The sequence below is a fragment of the Mycobacterium sp. NGS68 genome (assembly GCF_059812195.1).
In genome coordinates this window covers 1-16,513 of record NZ_JCALCE010000022.1, presented here as the reverse complement: position 1 = coordinate 16,513, position 16,513 = coordinate 1, and the positions used below count along the sequence as shown (strand labels likewise).

16 protein-coding genes and 1 riboswitch are annotated in these 16,513 nt (G+C 68.9%); of the genes, 9 read left to right on the top strand and 7 right to left on the bottom strand.

Annotated elements, in window-relative coordinates:
- Positions 1-66 precede the first annotated feature (66 nt).
- Positions 67-2,322: a helicase-associated domain-containing protein gene (locus AC5Y5V_RS21725; protein ID WP_499939749.1), complete on the bottom strand. Its 2,256-nt coding sequence runs from the start codon at positions 2,320-2,322 to the stop codon at positions 67-69.
- Positions 2,323-2,419: 97 nt separating this feature from the next.
- Here AC5Y5V_RS21725 and AC5Y5V_RS21720 point away from each other — a divergent pair, with 97 nt between their 5' ends.
- Genes AC5Y5V_RS21720 through AC5Y5V_RS21705 form a run of 4 tightly spaced genes read left to right on the top strand, consistent with a single transcriptional unit; the run spans position 2,420 to position 4,040 of the window.
- Complete coding sequence (locus AC5Y5V_RS21720; RefSeq protein WP_499939747.1) at positions 2,420-2,614, top strand: hypothetical protein; 195 nt, start codon at positions 2,420-2,422, stop codon at positions 2,612-2,614.
- A gap of 9 nt (positions 2,615-2,623) precedes the next feature.
- Entirely contained in the window at positions 2,624-3,139 is a 516-nt protein-coding gene (moaC, locus tag AC5Y5V_RS21715; protein WP_499939745.1) for a cyclic pyranopterin monophosphate synthase MoaC, read from the top strand.
- Positions 3,136-3,618, top strand: coding sequence for a MogA/MoaB family molybdenum cofactor biosynthesis protein (locus tag AC5Y5V_RS21710; protein WP_499939743.1), 483 nt, complete (start codon positions 3,136-3,138; stop codon positions 3,616-3,618). The genes moaC and AC5Y5V_RS21710 overlap by 4 nt, the downstream gene beginning before the upstream one ends.
- Complete coding sequence (locus AC5Y5V_RS21705) at positions 3,615-4,040, top strand: molybdenum cofactor biosynthesis protein MoaE (RefSeq protein ID WP_499939741.1); 426 nt, start codon at positions 3,615-3,617, stop codon at positions 4,038-4,040. The genes AC5Y5V_RS21710 and AC5Y5V_RS21705 overlap by 4 nt, the downstream gene beginning before the upstream one ends.
- 5 nt (positions 4,041-4,045) lie before the next feature.
- On the opposite strand, the gene AC5Y5V_RS21700 is transcribed toward AC5Y5V_RS21705, so the two are convergent.
- The 4 genes from AC5Y5V_RS21700 to AC5Y5V_RS21685 form a co-directional block, all read right to left on the bottom strand.
- Positions 4,046-4,939 carry a transglycosylase family protein gene (locus tag AC5Y5V_RS21700; RefSeq protein ID WP_499939739.1) on the bottom strand — a complete coding sequence of 298 codons (894 nt, stop codon included), beginning with the start codon at positions 4,937-4,939 and terminating at the stop codon, positions 4,046-4,048.
- Between the two features lie 7 nt (positions 4,940-4,946).
- A riboswitch (cyclic di-AMP (ydaO/yuaA leader) is annotated at positions 4,947-5,155 on the bottom strand.
- A gap of 206 nt (positions 5,156-5,361) precedes the next feature.
- Positions 5,362-5,637, bottom strand: coding sequence for a MoaD/ThiS family protein (locus tag AC5Y5V_RS21695; RefSeq protein WP_499939737.1), 276 nt, complete (start codon positions 5,635-5,637; stop codon positions 5,362-5,364).
- A 3-nt stretch (positions 5,638-5,640) separates the two neighbouring features.
- Positions 5,641-6,717 (bottom strand): GTP 3',8-cyclase MoaA, encoded by a 1,077-nt coding sequence (gene moaA / locus AC5Y5V_RS21690; RefSeq protein ID WP_499939735.1) that lies wholly within the window; start codon positions 6,715-6,717, stop codon positions 5,641-5,643.
- Positions 6,714-7,118 carry a YccF domain-containing protein gene (locus AC5Y5V_RS21685; protein WP_499939733.1) on the bottom strand — a complete coding sequence of 135 codons (405 nt, stop codon included), beginning with the start codon at positions 7,116-7,118 and terminating at the stop codon, positions 6,714-6,716. The genes moaA and AC5Y5V_RS21685 overlap by 4 nt, the downstream gene beginning before the upstream one ends.
- A 164-nt stretch (positions 7,119-7,282) precedes the next feature.
- On the opposite strand from AC5Y5V_RS21685, the gene AC5Y5V_RS21680 reads away from it, so the two are divergent.
- The 4 genes from AC5Y5V_RS21680 to AC5Y5V_RS21665 all read left to right on the top strand — a co-directional run bounded on the left by AC5Y5V_RS21680 (position 7,283) and on the right by AC5Y5V_RS21665 (position 13,024).
- Positions 7,283-7,690 carry a cold-shock protein gene (locus AC5Y5V_RS21680; RefSeq protein WP_499939730.1) on the top strand — a complete coding sequence of 136 codons (408 nt, stop codon included), beginning with the start codon at positions 7,283-7,285 and terminating at the stop codon, positions 7,688-7,690.
- A 112-nt stretch (positions 7,691-7,802) separates the two neighbouring features.
- Positions 7,803-9,752 (top strand): acyl-CoA dehydrogenase family protein, encoded by a 1,950-nt coding sequence (locus tag AC5Y5V_RS21675; protein WP_499939728.1) that lies wholly within the window; start codon positions 7,803-7,805, stop codon positions 9,750-9,752.
- 3 nt (positions 9,753-9,755) lie between these two features.
- Entirely contained in the window at positions 9,756-10,757 is a 1,002-nt protein-coding gene (locus tag AC5Y5V_RS21670; protein WP_499939726.1) for a glutathione S-transferase family protein, read from the top strand.
- A gap of 125 nt (positions 10,758-10,882) precedes the next feature.
- Complete coding sequence (locus AC5Y5V_RS21665) at positions 10,883-13,024, top strand: PPE family protein (protein ID WP_499939724.1); 2,142 nt, start codon at positions 10,883-10,885, stop codon at positions 13,022-13,024.
- An 18-nt stretch (positions 13,025-13,042) separates the two neighbouring features.
- On the opposite strand, the gene AC5Y5V_RS21660 is transcribed toward AC5Y5V_RS21665, so the two are convergent.
- Positions 13,043-13,531 (bottom strand): DUF2771 domain-containing protein, encoded by a 489-nt coding sequence (locus AC5Y5V_RS21660; RefSeq protein ID WP_499939722.1) that lies wholly within the window; start codon positions 13,529-13,531, stop codon positions 13,043-13,045.
- A complete protein-coding gene (locus AC5Y5V_RS21655) occupies positions 13,528-15,138 on the bottom strand; it encodes an MFS transporter (RefSeq protein ID WP_499939720.1) in 1,611 nt (536 codons plus the stop codon). The genes AC5Y5V_RS21660 and AC5Y5V_RS21655 overlap by 4 nt, the downstream gene beginning before the upstream one ends.
- Positions 15,139-15,330: 192 nt before the next feature.
- Here AC5Y5V_RS21655 and AC5Y5V_RS21650 point away from each other — a divergent pair, with 192 nt between their 5' ends.
- Positions 15,331-16,257, top strand: a complete 927-nt coding sequence (locus tag AC5Y5V_RS21650) for a DUF3027 domain-containing protein (protein WP_499939718.1) — start codon at positions 15,331-15,333, stop codon at positions 16,255-16,257.
- Positions 16,258-16,513 lie beyond the last annotated feature (256 nt).

The window sequence follows — 16,513 nt, the reverse complement described above, 5'->3', positions numbered from 1 at the left end:
AGCGCCACTCCTCCCCATCGCTCGTGCCTCGCTCTGCATCGTCGCCGGCGGGCATACAGCCATTATTCAGTCGTCGACCGACATCACCGAGGTGATGCGGTGGATCGCGAAGTCGCGCACCCGCCCGGACGCCGAATCGAAGGCCACCAACTGGCCACCCTTGACGACGATCGGCGATATGACGCGCTGGGTGGCCACCCCGGCCGCATCGTGGTACCCGACCAGGACCGTTTCCTGGTCTTTTGCGGCCCGCTGCAGCAGTGACATGGCCACGGCCGGGTCGACGCGGACATTGCCGAACGGCGCGGCGGTCACCCTGCGCAGCACCCCGACGACCGCGTTGAGAGTCTCATTGCCGGGCCGCGGCGGCGGCCGGTAGAACCGGCGGTGCTGTGGCGTTGGCACCCGCGCTCCGCGGGGCCGGACGTCGACGACTGCGCCGGTGGAATCCTCGGCGGCCGGGACGAAACCGGCGCCGCGCAACACCGTCAGCACCTCGGAGAGCGGCGCGGGCGAGATCGCCACCGTCGGCGCCAGGGCGCGCAGCTGCAGCTCCTCGGCGGCCGGCGCGGCCACCGCCTGGGCCAGCAGGGCCGGGTCTTCACACCGCACGAACGACGCGGCCATGCCGATGCGCAGCTGGCCATGCCGACGCGCGACGTCGTCGATGAGGTAGGTAAGACCCTGCGGCACAGGGGTTTTAGAGTGGTTTGCGAACAGCGCATGCATCCAGTCGCGGGTCTTGCCGATGTCGAGGGCATGGCGGATGGTCTGCTCGCTGACCCGGTACACCATGGCGGTGCCGGCCGATTCGACCGTGGCCACCGTGGCCAGTTCGTCGGCGAGATCGCGCTGCAGCGGCCCGGGCACGACGACGGTGAGGTCGGCCTGTACCAGGAAATGGTCGATCGGCTCCGGCATGGCTCGGGTCATCGCGCCGATCGCGGGCCCGGGATCTTCCGTCTCGTCGAGCAGGGCGCGTCCCGGTCCGCTGATCGCGCCGCGTCCCACCAGGCCCAGCGCCTGAGCCTCGGCCAGCAAGTCCGCGACGGGCCCCGGCTGCAATCGGCGGGCCCAGCGCGGCCGGCGCCAGATCAACGCCTGCGACGCCGTGGTCGCGTCGACCCCGGCACCGGCGGGTAGCTCGGCGAGCATGCCCAGCAACAGCCGGCGATCCAGCGGGGCCGCCGTTGAATACAGCGAATGTGACAGGGCGCCGTAGGGCTTGCCGTCTGGTCCGCGGCTGCCGATGAGCGTCGGCCGCCCCGGCAATTCGAGCCAGGTGCCGGCGAGCAGGTGCCACCGGTCGGCGGGCGACAGGGTGGTGAACCGGTCGGCCGCCGCCGTCGGCGCCCAGTACGGTCCCTCGCCGTAGATCGGCGGTGGATCCGGCATGCCGCTCGCGATCAGTCCGGCGGCGGCCGCGACCTCGAGGATCAGGCCCAGCCGAGGTTCGGTGATCCCGGTGGTCTTAACCAGCCGCTTGACTTCGCGAATGCCTAACCCGCCGGCGCGTAGCTCGGAAACCGGTGCGGCGCTGAGGGTTTCCAGCAGCACATCGAGCTCGCGCAGCAGGTCGATGACGGCGCCGGCCGCCGTGGCGTCGGCGTCGTCGCCGGTTGTGGTCGACACCACCGGATCGGGCGCGGTCAACTGCAGCGGGCCGGGATGCTCGCCGCGCAGCACCTGCCCGACGTGGCGGGGCAGGATCACCGTCTCGGCGTCGACCCGGCGCAGCAGGCCCATCGCCAACAGCTGCGGCACCGGCCGGTCCGCCGGGGCGCCGGGCGCGGCGTCGCGGGTTCGCCCGATCGGGGATCCGTCGAGCAGCTTCTCCAGCACGTCGGTCTGCGCCTCGTCGAGCCCGGCGAGCAGTTCGGCGATCTGTTCGCTGGTCTGCTCGGTGTCTTCGAGCGTGACCTGTCCCGGATACCAGGGCAACCCGGTGCCGGCGTCGCCAGCGACCCGGACCGCGGTGTCGCCCCAGGCCAGAGCGCGATGCCGCAGATCCTCCAGCGCATCGGTGACTTGGTCCTGCGGGGCGCGATCGCCGATCAGCGCCAACAGCTTGGCGGTCGGCACGGGCGTGCTGTTGGCGTGCAACACCAGCAACGCGTCGAGCACCGCGAGCCGAAGGAAGTCGAGTTCGTCGGTGGCGGCCTTGATCGACTGCCGTGCCTGGGCGCGGGAGGCCAGGGCCGCGATGCTGCCGGGCGGCGGCTGCGCGAGGTCCGGCCGCAGCTCCAGGAGCCGGATCAGCCGCTCGTCGGGCAATTCGGCCAGCCACGACCCCAGCGGGATGTGCGGGGTGTTGTCGGTCATTGCTGACCAGCGTAATTCAGTCGGCCAACGCAGATACGCTGCCGATCACAGCCCAGCTTGCGGACATGCGCCGCGCGCGCTTGCGGGACCTGTCAGAATGTATCCCGTGGCTGACGCGCGCAAAACCAGATACGTGGACAACGGGTGGCCGACGACGGACCCGGACGACCATGCGGTAAGTGAGCTCGTGACCGACCGCACGGGCGCCCTGTCACCCTTCGGTGAAGTGGTGTTTCCGCTCCCCTCCGACGACCTGCCCTACGTTCACCCGGTCACCGTCGTCAACCGATAGGTAGGCGGGATGGCTCGGGCCGCTGGGGCTTCTGACGCCGGCGGCGAATCCCGCTTCGGTCCGCTGTCGCACCTCGACGAGCGGGGAGCGGCCCACATGGTCGACGTCACCGAAAAGGGAGCCACCCGGCGCACCGCCGTCGCGGCGGGCGCGTTGCGGACCACCGCACACGTGCTGGCGCTGATTTCCAGCGGCGGTCTGCCCAAGGGTGATGCGCTGGCGACGGCGCGGGTCGCGGGCATTCTGGCGGCCAAGCACACCAGCGACCTGATACCGCTGTGCCACCAGCTGGCCCTGACCGGCGTCGACGTGGACTTCGCCGTGGGCGAGTCGGACATCGAGATCACGGCAACGGTGCGCAGCACCGACCGCACGGGCGTGGAGATGGAGGCGCTGACGGCGGTCAGTGTGGCGGCGCTGACGCTGTACGACATGATCAAGGCGGTCGACCCGGCCGCCCGCATCGACGACATTCGAGTGCTGCGTAAGGAAGGCGGCCGAAGCGGAACGTGGACCGCCTCATGAGCGACCGAACCGCGCGCATCATCATCGCCTCGACCCGTGCCTCGGCCGGTGTCTACGACGACAAGTGCGGGCCGATCCTCGCCGAATGGCTTGGCCGGCACGGGTTCTCCGCCGTGGAGCCACAGGTGGTGGCCGACGGGAACCCGGTCGGTGCGGCGCTCAACGACGCGGTGGATGCCGGCGTCGACCTGATCGTCACGTCCGGGGGCACCGGCATTTCGCCCACCGACAGCACCCCCGACCAGACGGTGGCGGTGCTGGACTACATGATCCCCGGGCTGGCCGACGCGATCCGCCGCGCCGGCGAGGCGAAGGTGCCGACGTCGGTGCTCTCGCGCGGGGTGTGCGGCGTGGCCGGGCGGACCCTGATCGTCAACCTGCCGGGCTCGCCGGGCGGGGTGCGCGACGGCCTGGGCGTGCTCGCCGGCGTGCTGGACCACGCCCTCGACCAACTCGCGGGCGGGGACCACCGGCCGTGACGCTGGTGCTGCGCGCCGCCCTGACCGAGCAACCGATCTCCCTGGCCGAGCACCAGGACCTGGTGAGCCACGAGTCCGCCGGCGCCGTTGTCGGTTTCGACGGCATGGTTCGGGACCATGATGGCGGCCGCGGGGTGAGCAGGCTGGATTACTCCGCGCACCCGTCGGCCGCGCAGGTCCTCGCCGACGCGGTCGCCGAGGTCGCCGAGCGATCCAGCGGGGTGCGCGCCGTGGCGGCCAGTCACCGGATCGGCAGCCTGCGGATCGGCGACGCGGCCTTGGTGGTGGCCGTCGCCGCCGACCATCGGCGGGAGGCGTTCGAGACGTGCGCCCAGCTAGTGGACACCATCAAGGCGCGGCTACCCGTGTGGAAGCACCAGTTCTTCGATGACGGCACCGAAGAATGGGTGAATTCGGCCTAGCGGTATCAGACGACGGGCGCCTGAACGAGCGCGTCGAGTGCGTCGTTGCCGTGGATGTCGTGTCCACGGATGGCCTGCCACAGCTGCTGCGTGAAGCCAACGGTCGATGCGTTGACCGGAGGCGGCGCATCGGCCGGCGGAGGTGCGTCGGCAGGAGGCGGAGCGTCGACCGGCGGCGCGGGCGCCACAGCCTCGACCGGCGGCGGTGCGTCGGCGGGCGGCGGGGGAGCGTCGACCGGAGGGGGAGCGTCGGCGGGCGGCGCGGGCGCCACGGCCTCGACCGGCGGCGGTGCGTCAGCCGGCGGCGGCGCGTCGACCGGAGGGGGAGCGTCGGCCGGTGGCGGTGCATCGGCGGGCGGCGGTGCTTGCGGGGGTGCGCCCAGGTCGTTGCCGGCCAGCTGCACGGGAGCCGATGGCGCGGGCGGCGGGGGCGGGGCTGCGGGCGGCGGCGCCAGCGGCCCGGGGTCGCCGTTCAGGCCGGGCGCGTCGATCGGCGCGTTCAAGCCGGCCGGTTCGGGCAGGACGTTGCGGGGGGACGGGCCCGACAGCCCGTGGCCGCACACCGGCCACGCTCCACGGCCCTGCGTCGCCAGCACGCGCTCGGCGACGGCGATCTGCTGCTCCCGGGTGGCCAGCTGCGCCGACGGGGCGTACTCGCCGCCGCCGTGCGACGCCCAGGTGCCCTGCGTGAACTGCAGGCCGCCGTGGTAGCCGTTCCCGGTGTTGATAGCCCAGTTGCCGCCTGACTCGCAGCTGGCTACCCGATCCCATTCTTGATCTGTTGCTGCGCCCGCCTGGCTAGCCAGAGCGATGCTGCCGCCACCAAGAACCGCACCCGTGAAGGCGATCTTGGCGACGCTGACGCTCGACGTTGCGGGCTTACGGTGACGTCCACTCATAGGCCGTGATTCCTCTCTTTACGCGCCTGCGAGGTCAGCTGTCGGGTTCGGGTGGAGAAGGCACCCGGCCAACGCGTATCCACACGGGACAGCGCAGGCTTCACCCCAAGGAGCCGGTCACGGCTCCGGTCCGATCGCGGTGGACCGGTGGGTCCCCCGCCTCCATCCACGGTCGGTGTCCCCCGCCTATTGGATGGAGCTCGGCGCGATAGGGAGGGAGGAACGCCACGGGTTAGCTTGGCGAGCCTCCCGAGACGCTAGCGGGTTCTGTTTGTCCCGTCACTTTTTGGGGAACCCGGCGTTTTCCGGCGATTCATTTGGTAAATCGCCAGGAACACAGCGGATTTGCGCAGGTCACTACCGCCCGACATCGAAGCGTGTCCGCGCCGTTATCGTTCCGTTACGTGACGCATTTCACATTTTCATCCGCCGGCGAACGGCGGTAACACGTCGATCGTGTTTCCGGGGCGCAACGGTTGTGTCTCGTTGCGCACCGCGATGCCGTCGCAGAGGTACGAGCATCGGCTCAACACCGTCGCCAGCGAACCCCCGCGGGCGGCCAATCCGTCGACCAAATCGGCGACGGTCGCACCCCGCGGCAGCGTCAGCGTCTCGGATTCGGCGCCCGCGGCCGCCTGCGCGGCGGCGAAGTAGCGGACGGTCACCTTTATGCCGGCGGCGGCGGTCAGCGGCGCCATCGGTCAGCCGCCGATCGCGCTCATCGGGCGGTCGGGCTGAATGAAGTCGGGGTCATTGATGCCGTGGCCGGCCGGCTTGGCCCACATCGCGGCGCGCCACGCCGCCTCGATCGCGTCGTCGTCCGCGCCGCCGCGCAGCAGGCCGCGCAGATCGGTCTCCTCGGCGGAGAACAGGCAGCTGCGGATCTGCCCGTCGGCCGTCAGCCGGGTGCGGTCACAGGTCGAGCAGAAGGCATGCGAGACCGAGGCGATGACGCCGAACTTTCCGGTCGGCGTGTTCGGGCCCGTGTCGACCAGCCACAGCTCGGCCGGGGCCGATCCGCGCGGCGCCGGGTCCGGCCGCAGCCGGAAGTGCGGCCGCAGCGCCGCCAGCACGTCGTCGGCGCTCAGCGCGTCACCACGACGCCACTGGTGACCGGCGTCCAGCGGCATCTGTTCGATGACCCGCAACTGGTAGCCGTGCTCGAGGCAGAACCGCAGCAGCTCGACGACGTCCTCGCGGCCGGTGTGCGCGTCCAGCACGGCGTTGACCTTGACCGGCGTCAGACCCGCGTGGCCGGCGGCGGCCAGCCCGGCCAGCACGTCGGCGAGCCGGTCCCGTCGGGTGATGGCGGCGAAGTGGTCGCGGTTGACGCTGTCCAGCGACACGTTGACCCGGTTGAGGCCCGCCGCCGCCAGAGCTTTCGCGCGCCGGGCCAGCCCCACGCCGTTGGTGGTGAGCGAGATCTCCGGGCGCGGCGTGAGCGCGGCCGCCGCCGAGACCACCTCCTCGAGATGGCGAGCCAGCAGCGGCTCACCGCCGGTGAACCGCACGCTGGTGACGGCCAGCCGGGTGACGGCGATGCCCATCAGGCGGGCCAACTCGTCGGGCCGCAGCAACTGCTGGCCGGGCAGCCAGTCCAGGCCGTCGGCTGGCATGCAGTAAGTGCAGCGCAGGTTGCAGCGGTCGGTCAGCGAGACCCGCAAATCGGTGGCGACGCGGCCGAAGGTGTCCAGCAAAGGGCCTTCCGAGGGCACCGCCGCGGGCGTGCCGGTGTCCCGGCGGCGCACCGTCGGGACACCCAGGGCGGTCATCGTCACGCGGCCACCTGATCGTTTCGCGTCGGCGAACCGACCGGAACGATCTCCTTGCCCAACGGCATCAACGACACCGGGATGAGCTTGAGGTGAGCCAGCGCGAGCGGAATGCCCACGATCGTGGCGGCCGTCGTCGCCGCGCTGACCAAATGCCCGAGGGCCAGCCAGACCCCAGCCAGCACCACCCAGACGACGTTGCCGATCAGCGTCGGGGTTCCCGCGCCCGGCTTGTCGACGATCGTTCGGCCGAACGGCCACAACGCGTACGACGCGATCCGCAGGGACGCGAAGCCGAACGGGATGGTGACGATGAGCAGAAAGCTGACCAGCGCGGCGAGCAGGTAGCCCAGGGCCATCCACAGGCCGCCGAAAACCACCCAGATGATGTTGAGGGCCAGGCGCATCTTTCCTCCAGCGGTACTGTCACCCTACCGAGTAAGGGGTACTCAGGGGTGCTTCGCGTGCAACCATCCGAGTAGGATCAGAAACCACATTGCGTCCTGCGCAAGCGGGACGCTTCATTCTGTTGCCCATAGTAACGATCCATCAGATAAAGCAGGTGAGAGCAGTGCCGACCGGCAAGGTGAAGTGGTACGACTCCGATAAGGGGTTCGGCTTCTTGTCGCAGGAGGACGGCGAGGACGTCTACGTCCGTTCGTCGGCGTTGCCCGCGGGTATCGAAGGCCTCAAGGCGGGTCAGCGGGTGGAGTTCGGAGTCGCATCCGGACGCCGCGGACCGCAGGCGCTGAGCCTGAAGCTGATCGATCCGCCGCCCAGCCTGGCCAAGACGCGACGCGAGGCGCCTCCCGAGCACAAGCACAGCCCCGACGAGCTGCATGGCATGGTCGCGGATCTGATCACGTTCCTGGAAGACAAGGTGCAGCCCGAGCTGCGCAAGGGGCGCTACCCGGACCGCAAGACCGCCCGGCAGGTCTCCGAGGTGGTCAAGGCTGTCGCCCGCGAGTTCGACGCCTGAGGCGGAAAAGGCTTGGCCGTTAGCGGCTGAGGGGAATCCGGCGCGAAACGGGTATTTCTTTGCTTGAAGTGATCGGTATCACGGTCGGCAGATTGATACTCAGGAGGCGTCGATGGCTGAGCAAGCACAGGTCACCGCGGAGCAGGCGCGGGCACTCGCCGAAGAGTCTCGCGAAAGTGGTTGGGATAAACCGTCTTTTGCCAAAGAACTATTCCTCGGTCGCTTTCCGCTAGAGCTGATACACCCCTTCCCCAGGCCGTCCGACGCGGACGAGGCCCGCACTGGCGAGTTCCTGGACCGGCTGCGGAAGTTTCTCGACGGCGTCGACGGCTCCGTCATCGAGCGCGACGCCGAGATCCCCGACGAGTACGTGCAGGGTCTGGCGGAGCTGGGCTGCTTCGGCATGAAGATCCCATCCGAGTACGGCGGCCTCAACATGTCGCAGGTGGCGTACAACCGCGCGCTGATGATGGTGTCGTCGGTGCACCCGAGCCTGGGCGCACTGCTGTCGGCGCATCAGTCGATCGGTGTGCCCGAACCGCTCAAGCTGGCCGGGACACCGGAGCAGAAGCGAAAGTTCCTGCCGCGCTGTGCCGCCGGCGCCATCTCGGCGTTTCTGCTCACCGAGCCCGACGTGGGTTCCGACCCGGCGCGGCTGGCGTCGACGGCGACACCGATAGAGGACGGGCAGGCCTACGAACTCGAGGGCGTGAAGTTGTGGACCACCAACGGCGTGGTGGCCGATCTGCTGGTGGTCATGGCGCGGGTGCCGCGCAGCGAGGGGCATAAGGGCGGGATCAGCGCGTTCGTCGTCGAGGCCGATTCGCCCGGGATTACCGTCGAGCGGCGCAACAAGTTCATGGGACTGCGCGGCATCGAGAACGGCGTCACCAGGTTGCACGGTGTCCGGGTGCCCAGCGAGAACCTGATCGGCCGCGAGGGCGACGGCCTGAGGATCGCGCTGACCACGCTGAACGCCGGGCGGCTGTCGATTCCCGCGACCGCCACGGGAGCGGCCAAGTGGTCGCTGAAGATCGCGCGCGAGTGGTCGCGCGAACGGGTGCAGTGGGGTAAGCCGCTGGGCAAGCACGAGGCGGTCGCCAGCAAGCTTTCGTTCATCGCGGCCACCAATTACGCGCTGGACGCGGTGCTCGAACTGTCGGGACAGATGGCCGACGAGGGCCGCAACGACATCCGGATCGAGGCCGCACTGGCCAAGCTGTGGTCCAGTGAGATGGCGTGGCGAATCGCCGACGAGCTGATGCAGATCCGCGGCGGACGCGGGTACGAGACCGCGGAATCGCTTGCGGCGCGCGGCGAGCGCGCGGTACCGGTGGAGCAGGCGCTGCGGGATCAGCGGATCAACCGGATCTTCGAGGGGTCCAGCGAGATCATGCGGCTGCTCATCGCGCGGGAGGCCGTGGACGCCCACCTGAACGCCGCCGGCGACCTCGCCAAGCCGGACGCCGACTTGCGGCAGAAGGCTGCGGCCGCGGTGGGGGCCAGCGGCTTCTACGCAAAATGGTTGCCGCAGCTCGTCTTTGGTGAGGGCCAGCGGCCCACCGCGTACGGCCAGTTCGGCTCGTTGGCATCGCACCTGCGGTTCGTCGAACGCTCGTCACGCAAGCTGGCCCGCAACACCTTCTACGGGATGGCGCGCTGGCAGGCCAAGCTGGAGGAAAAGCAGGGCTTCCTGGGGCGCATCGTCGACATCGGCGCCGAGCTGTTCGCCATGTCCGCGGCGTGCGTGAAGGCCGAGGCCGCGCGGTCCACCGACCCGGTGACCGGCCGGCAGGCGTACGAGCTGGCCGAAACGTTCTGTGAGCAAGCGACACTGCGGGTCGAGGCGTTGTTCCACGGGCTATGGGCCAACACCGACAGCAGCGACGTTCGGTTGACCGACGCGCTGCTTGGCGGCCGCTACACGTGGCTGGAGGAGGGCGTCATCGATCAGTCCGCGGGCACCGGTCCGTGGATCGCGCATTGGGAACCGGGTCCGTCAGCCGAAGACAACGTGGCCCGGCGGTTCCTGACGGCGTCGCCGTCGGATGCGAAACTGTGAGCCATGGGTTCTTACGTGGGGAAGGGCGAATTCAGCCGCGATACCGACTACATCACCACCCGCATCACCGCCGACGGGCGTGACGGCTTTCCGGTGGAGCCCGGCAGGTATCGTCTCGTCGTCGCCCGCGCCTGTCCATGGGCCAACCGCACGATCATCGTTCGACGGTTGTTGGGTCTGGAAAGTGCTATCTCCATTGGGTTTTGCGGGCCCACCCACGACCGGCGGAGTTGGACGTTCGACCTGGACCCCGGCGGCGTCGACCCTGTGCTGCAGATCCCGCGACTGCAGGACGCCTATTTCAAGCGCTTCCCCGACTACCCCAAGGGAATCACCGTTCCGGCGATCGTCGACGTGCCGACCGGGGCGGTGGTGACCAACGACTTCGCCCAGATCACTTTGGACTTCTCGACGGAATGGACCGCGTATCACCGGGCGGGCGCGCCGCAGCTCTATCCCGCGGAGTTGCGCGACGAGATCGACGAGGTGAGCAAGCGGATCTATACCGAGATCAACAACGGGGTGTATCGATGCGGCTTTGCCGGTTCGCAGGAGGCGTACGACGCGGCCTACGACCGGCTGTTCACCGCGCTGGACTGGGTGAGTTCGCGGCTGGCGGATCAGCGATATCTGGTAGGCGACACCATCACCGAGGCCGACGTGCGGCTGTTCACCACGCTGGCCCGCTTCGACCCCGTCTACCACGGGCATTTCAAGTGCAATCGCAGCAAATTATCCGAGCTGCCGGTGCTGTGGGCCTACGCGCGGGACCTGTTCCAGACACCGGGCTTCGGCGACACCACCGACTTCGTGCAGATCAAGCAGCACTACTACATCGTGCACGCCGACATCAACCCCACCCGCATCGTGCCCAAGGGTCCCGACCTGTCCGGTTGGCTAACAGAACATGGCCGGGAAGTGTTAGGGGGCAGGCCTTTCGGTGACGGGACGCCGCCGGGGCCGACGGTGGAAGGCGAGCGAGTGCCGGCGGGGCACGGCGCGTAGCGCCCGCCGCTCGGAGAATTCGCAAAACGCCCCGCCGACCGCGGGTGTGGCCCTAGAGTTCGGGTGTCGCTCAAGAAATCGGGTGCCGTGGGGCTTGAACGCGGACACACCAGGGGGGCGATGTCATGAATTTTGTTGTGCTACCACCCGAGATCAACTCGGCGCTGATGTTTACCGGCTCGGGAACGGGGCCGATGCTGGCTGCGGCGGCGGCCTGGAACGGGTTGGCCAGCGAATTGAGCTCGGCGGCCGAGTCGTTCGGTTCGGTGACGGCGGGACTGGCCGGCGCGGCGTGGCAGGGTCCCGCATCAGCCGCGATGGCGAGCGCGGCCGCACCCTATGCGATGTGGTTGGGCGCGGCCGCCGCCCATGCCCGGTCGGCGGCCGGTCAGGCCGAAGCGGCGGTATCGGTGTTCGAGGCGGCGTGGGGGGCCACCGTGCACCCGGCGGCGGTGACGCTCAATCGGTCCGAGCTGGTGTCGCTGGTCAGGTCGAACCTGTTGGGCCTCAACGCCCCTGTGATCGCGGCGGTCGAGGCTCAGTATGAACGGATGTGGGCACAGGATGTGGCCGCGATGTCGGGCTATCACAGCGGGGTCTCGGCCGTCGCCGCGCAGCTGACGCCTTGGGAGCACGCGCTACAAGCCCTGCCGGCCCTGCAGGGCGTAAACCTGGGGATCGGCAACATCGGCACCCTCAACCTCGGCAACGGCAACACCGGCGACTCCAACTTCGGCAACGGCAACACCGGCAACACCAACGTCGGTCTCGGCAACTACGGTTCGGCAAACCTGGGCGCCGGCAACGGAATCGCGGCGCTGGGCGCCGCGGGCGCGGCCTCGCACAACGTGGGTAACGGCAACATCGGCCAGCACAACGTCGGCGTCGGCAACGTCGGCGTCGGCAACATCGGCATCAGCAACGGGAACCTGGTCACGGCATCCACCACCCCGTCCATGTTCAACCTGGGCGTCGACAACCTCGGCAACTACAACCGGGGCGTCGGCAACTTCGGCAACAACAACATCGGTATCGGCAACGTCGGCAACAACAACATCGGCATCGGGCTCAAGGGCGACAACCAAATTGGTATCGCCGGGCTGAACGCGAACGACACCCATGGCAACATCGGCTTCGGCAACACCGGTAACTTCAACTTCGGTTTCGGTAACACCGGCGACGACAATGTCGGCCTGGCGAACTCCGGCCACGGGAATATCGGCATCGGGCTCACCGGCGACAACCAGATTGGCTTCGGCGGGTTGAACTCCGGTACCGGCAACACCGGCCTGTTCAACTCCGGCACCGGCAACACCGGCATTTTCAATTCGGGCAGTCACAACGCGGGCGTCGCCAACACCGGAACGGCCAACTGGGGCCTGGTCAACTCGGGCAACACCAATACCGGAATCGGCAACACCGGCGGCCTCAACACCGGCATCTGGAACGCCGGCAACACCAACACCGGCTCCTTCAACGCGGGCAGCATCAACATGGGCGCGTTGAATTCGGGTACCGGCAGCCTCGGCGCTTTCAACTCCGGCGGCAACGCCACCCTCATCGGCCATGACGTCGGTTTCTTCAACGCGGGCAACCACAATGTGGGCTGGGGGAATGCGGGCTTCGGCAACGTGGGGTGGTCCAATGCGGGTCTGGACAACACGGGCGCCTTCAATTCCGGCGGCAATGGCAACAACCCCGCGTTTCCCGGATCGATCGGTCAGGCCGGCAATACCGGTTTCTTCAATTCCGGTTTCGGGAACACGGGCCTTGCCAATTCGGGCGACAGCAACACCGGATTATGGGATGCCGGCGACGTCAACACGGGTATCGGCAGCGCTGCCGTCCACACCGGCAACTCGGGCTTCGGCAACACGGGTACCGGCAACTCTGGCTTCTTCAACTCGGGTGATTACAGCTCGGGCGCCGGAAACTCGTCGGCGGGCGGCTATACCTCCGGCTTCGGGAACGCCGGTGGCGGCGGATACAACTCGGGCTTCGGCAACGCCAGCGGCGGCGGAAAGAACACGGGATTCTTCAACCACGGCAACAGCAGCTTGCAGGTGGGCTTCGGTAACTCGGGGAACCACGTCGTCGGCGTCGGTAACACCGGCACCTACGACACCGGTTTCTTGAACTCCGGCGATCACGACTCGGGTGTGGGTAATTCCGGCGCCGGTCACAACTCGGGCTACGGGAACTCCGGCGGCGGCCTCAACTCGGGCGGATTCAACGTCGGCACCGGGTTGTCGGGATTCTTTCGCTAGCTCCCGGCGTGCCGTCGCTCAATACACCAGTCGCACAGACCATTCCGCGTGCGAGTAGGGACGGTCCTCGCCCGACGGGAAGTGCGCAATGGTCAGCAATTGGACCACGATCTGGTTCAGGCGACCGCGCTGCGCGTCGACGGTCGGGATGGTGACGGCCAGCCTGGTCCCGCGGGGGAAGAAGTCGATGGCGGGATTGGCGGGGTCTTCGTACACCAGACGCAGTGCCCAGGGCGCTTTGGATATGGCTTCGGGCACCGACAGCTGCACGGGATAGCGTGTCGTGGCCCGCAATTCGCCTTCGGTCTCCGGGTTCTGGCAGTCGTTGAGGTTGAGCACGTCGCAGTAGAAGTAGGGCCCGACGCGGGTCAGGTGACCGCGCGAGTACACGCTGATCTCCGGCTGATGGGGACCGGGCGTATAGGCCCACAGCCACGCGCCGATCCCGGCCCCGACGGCAAGCAAGGCCACCGCGACCGCCAGCACGACGAGGACGCTGCGCTTCACTTCCACACTCCCGACGGGCCGACGGCACTGGGCCGTGTGACTTCCTGCTCGGCCACCACCGGCCGGTTGCCGCCGAGGCCCGGGATCAGGGAGTTGCCGCGGAAGCTGACGATCGTCTGCGCGAGGCCCAGGATCAGCAGCGAGCTGACCGCGGTGAACCCGACCCACAGCTCGGTGTACACCAGGACTCCGACCGCACCCCCCAGCACCCAGGCCAACTGCAGCGTCGACTCCGAACGGCCGAATCCCGACGCCCGCGACTCCTCGGGCAGGTCTTGCTGCAGGGAGGCGTCCAGCGAGGCCTTCGCGATCGCGCTGGACGCCGAGGTGATCAGGGTGGCAACGGCGGCCATCCACAGGGCGCCGGCGACCGCGGCCGCCAGCGCAAACACGGTGACGGCCACCGTGCAGCGCACCACGAGCACCGCCGGCCTGCCCAGTTGCAGGCGGGCGCTGGCGAAATTGCCGCCGAAATTGCCGACTCCGGCCGCCGCGCCGATCAGGCCCAGCATGCCCAGCTGAACCCATCCGTTGGCCTGGTGAGCCTTGGCGACGAACGCGGGATACAGGAACAGGAAGCCGACCATCACCTTGATCGTGCAGTTGCCCCACAGTGAGGTGATGATGTTGCGGCCCAACGGTTGTCGCAACGATCCGCCTGCGTTCCTGGCTTCCGGCGGTCCCGGTTGCGGGTGGGGACCGTCCTGGTGGTAGCTCAAAGTGGCCGGAACCTCGCCCGCGGTGACCTCGACCCAACGCGGGATCCGCATCGACAGAATCGTGCCGGCGACAGTCACCGCGACGACGACGAACAGGGCGCCGGGCAGCTTCACCAAGTGGGTGCCGGCGAACTCGACGCCCGCGGCCACCGCACCGCCGGCGATGGTCCCGCCGAGCAGGCCGAACACGGTCAGCCGGGAGTTGACCCGGACCAGGTCGATGCTCGGCGGCATCACCCTGGGCGTCACGGCACTGCGCAGCACGCTGAACGACTTCGAGAACACCATCATGGCCAGCGCGCAGGGATACAACACCCACGACGGGAAGCTGCCGTTGGCGGCGTCGTAGTTCATGATCAGCACCACGGCCAGCAGCGTTCGAAGCGCGAACGACGCGGCCAGGGCGACCCGGCGGCCGTGCTGCAGCTTGTCCAGCGCCGGCCCGATCAGCGGCGCGATGACCGCGAACGGTGCGATGGTGATCAGCAGGTACAGCGCCACCTTGGACTTGCTCTCCCCGCTGGCCGCGGCGAAGAACAGCGTGTTGGCCAGCGCGACGGCCATCGCGGCGTCGGTCGCGAAATTCGCGACCACCGGCCAGGTCAGCGCCGTCAGGCCGGACTTGTCCGCGCCGTCCGCGGTGGCGGCCCGCTGGACCGCCCAGTACATCCGGGAACCCATCTCGCGGCTGCGCATGGCCGCGGCGCGGGTAACGGTGATCCGTTCGCCGGCACCGCCCGGTGCGGGACCCCGAGGCGGCGGGGGTGGGGATGGCGGTGGTTGCCGGTCGCCCAGCGGCGGGAGATACCGGTTGGCGCTGGGCATCGGCGGCGGACGACGGGTCCGGCCATAGTCGGCGGGGGCGTCGGTCGGAGGGTAGTTGGCCATGCCCGGATGCTGGTTGGCGGGCCGGCGGCCGGGGTTTGGGGCCGCGCGTCCCGGATGATCACGCCGCCGTCCAGACACCGTTCAATTCTGTCCTATGCCGACAGCGTGCGTCTGCAAGTGGCCGGGTGTGGCTCGTCAACCCTGCCTTCCGGCAGTATGGAGGCGCAAAGGCAGGGGCAGAGAGGTAACAGTGTGAGCGGACCCATCGAGGAGGCAGTCGTGCCGTCGGTGACCGAGTGGCCCGAGGCGTTGGCGGCGGTGCTCACGGGTGCCGTCGACCAGGCCAGGGCGGCCGTCGCGGAGTTCAGCGGCGCCGAGACGGTGGGCGACTACCTGGGCGTCGGCTACGAAGGCCCGGTCGCCGCGACCCACCGGTTCCTGGCGCACCTGCCCGGCTACCACGGGTGGCAGTGGGCGGTTGTCGTCGGCGCGTATCCCGGTGCGGACCACGCGACGGTCAGCGAAGTGGTGCTGATCCCCGGGCCGACGGCGCTGCTGGCTCCCGAGTGGGTGCCGTGGGACCAGCGGGTCAGGCCGGGCGACCTGAGTCCTGGCGACCTGCTGGCGCCCGCCTCCGACGACCCGCGACTAGTTCCCGGTTACAGCGCCAGCGGCGACCCCCAGGTGGACGAGACCGCCGCGGAGATCGGGCTGGGCCGGCAGTGGGTGATGAGCGCATGGGGTCGCGCCGACGCCGCCGAGCGATGGCACGACGGCGACTACGGTCCCGCGTCGGCGATGTCGCGATCCACCAAGCGAGTGTGCCGCGACTGCGGCTTCTTCCTGCCGCTGGCCGGCTCGCTTGGCGCGATGTTCGGGGTATGCGGCAACGAGCTCTCCGCCGACGGGCACGTCGTGGACAAGCAGTACGGCTGCGGCGCCCACTCCGACACGCCCGCGCCCGCGAGCGTCGGGTCGCCGATATACGAGCCCTTCGACGACGGCGTCCTCGAGGTCACGGCGGCGCCGCCGGCGGAGGTCGCCGAGGCGTCTGAGCCGGAGGTGGCGGACGCAGGTGAGGCGCCCGCGTCGCGGGAGGCGGAGGACGCACCCGAGGCGTCTGAATCGGAGCAGCCGGAGGCGCCCGAGCCGGATCAGCCGGAGTCCGGCCCGTACTAGGCGCGGCGGCCACTCCGATTCGAAGAATCCATTACCTCGCGGAGATCGGTATAACGCAGATCAGCGGCGTTTTGGGGCCTGTTCACCGGTAGCCGAGAAAATGGAAGGTTTACCGCAGCTGTCCCTATTCTGGGTATTTCCTGGAAGTCCAACGCGGTCGTCACCGATGCAGCGCAGCTGCTGATAACTTCACTTTCCGTAGTGCCTCGAAGTCGCGATATTCCCGGCGCCTGGGCGCAATTTACGGTGCGAATTA

Excerpts from the sequence above, each read along its gene's own strand:
- AC5Y5V_RS21685 (WP_499939733.1), bottom strand. The coding sequence starts at position 7,118 with ATGCGCCTGGCCCTCAACATCATCTGGGTGGTTTTCGGCGGCCTGTGG.
- moaC (WP_499939745.1), top strand. The coding sequence starts at position 2,624 with ATGGCTCGGGCCGCTGGGGCTTCTGACGCCGGCGGCGAATCCCGCTTC.
- AC5Y5V_RS21665 (WP_499939724.1), top strand. The coding sequence starts at position 10,883 with ATGAATTTTGTTGTGCTACCACCCGAGATCAACTCGGCGCTGATGTTT.
- AC5Y5V_RS21720 (WP_499939747.1), top strand. The coding sequence starts at position 2,420 with ATGTATCCCGTGGCTGACGCGCGCAAAACCAGATACGTGGACAACGGG.
- AC5Y5V_RS21695 (WP_499939737.1), bottom strand. The coding sequence starts at position 5,637 with ATGGCGCCGCTGACCGCCGCCGCCGGCATAAAGGTGACCGTCCGCTAC.
- AC5Y5V_RS21675 (WP_499939728.1), top strand. The coding sequence starts at position 7,803 with ATGGCTGAGCAAGCACAGGTCACCGCGGAGCAGGCGCGGGCACTCGCC.
- AC5Y5V_RS21655 (WP_499939720.1), bottom strand. The coding sequence starts at position 15,138 with ATGGCCAACTACCCTCCGACCGACGCCCCCGCCGACTATGGCCGGACC.
- AC5Y5V_RS21710 (WP_499939743.1), top strand. The coding sequence starts at position 3,136 with ATGAGCGACCGAACCGCGCGCATCATCATCGCCTCGACCCGTGCCTCG.
- AC5Y5V_RS21670 (WP_499939726.1), top strand. The coding sequence starts at position 9,756 with ATGGGTTCTTACGTGGGGAAGGGCGAATTCAGCCGCGATACCGACTAC.
- AC5Y5V_RS21725 (WP_499939749.1), bottom strand. The coding sequence starts at position 2,322 with ATGACCGACAACACCCCGCACATCCCGCTGGGGTCGTGGCTGGCCGAA.
- AC5Y5V_RS21700 (WP_499939739.1), bottom strand. The coding sequence starts at position 4,939 with ATGAGTGGACGTCACCGTAAGCCCGCAACGTCGAGCGTCAGCGTCGCC.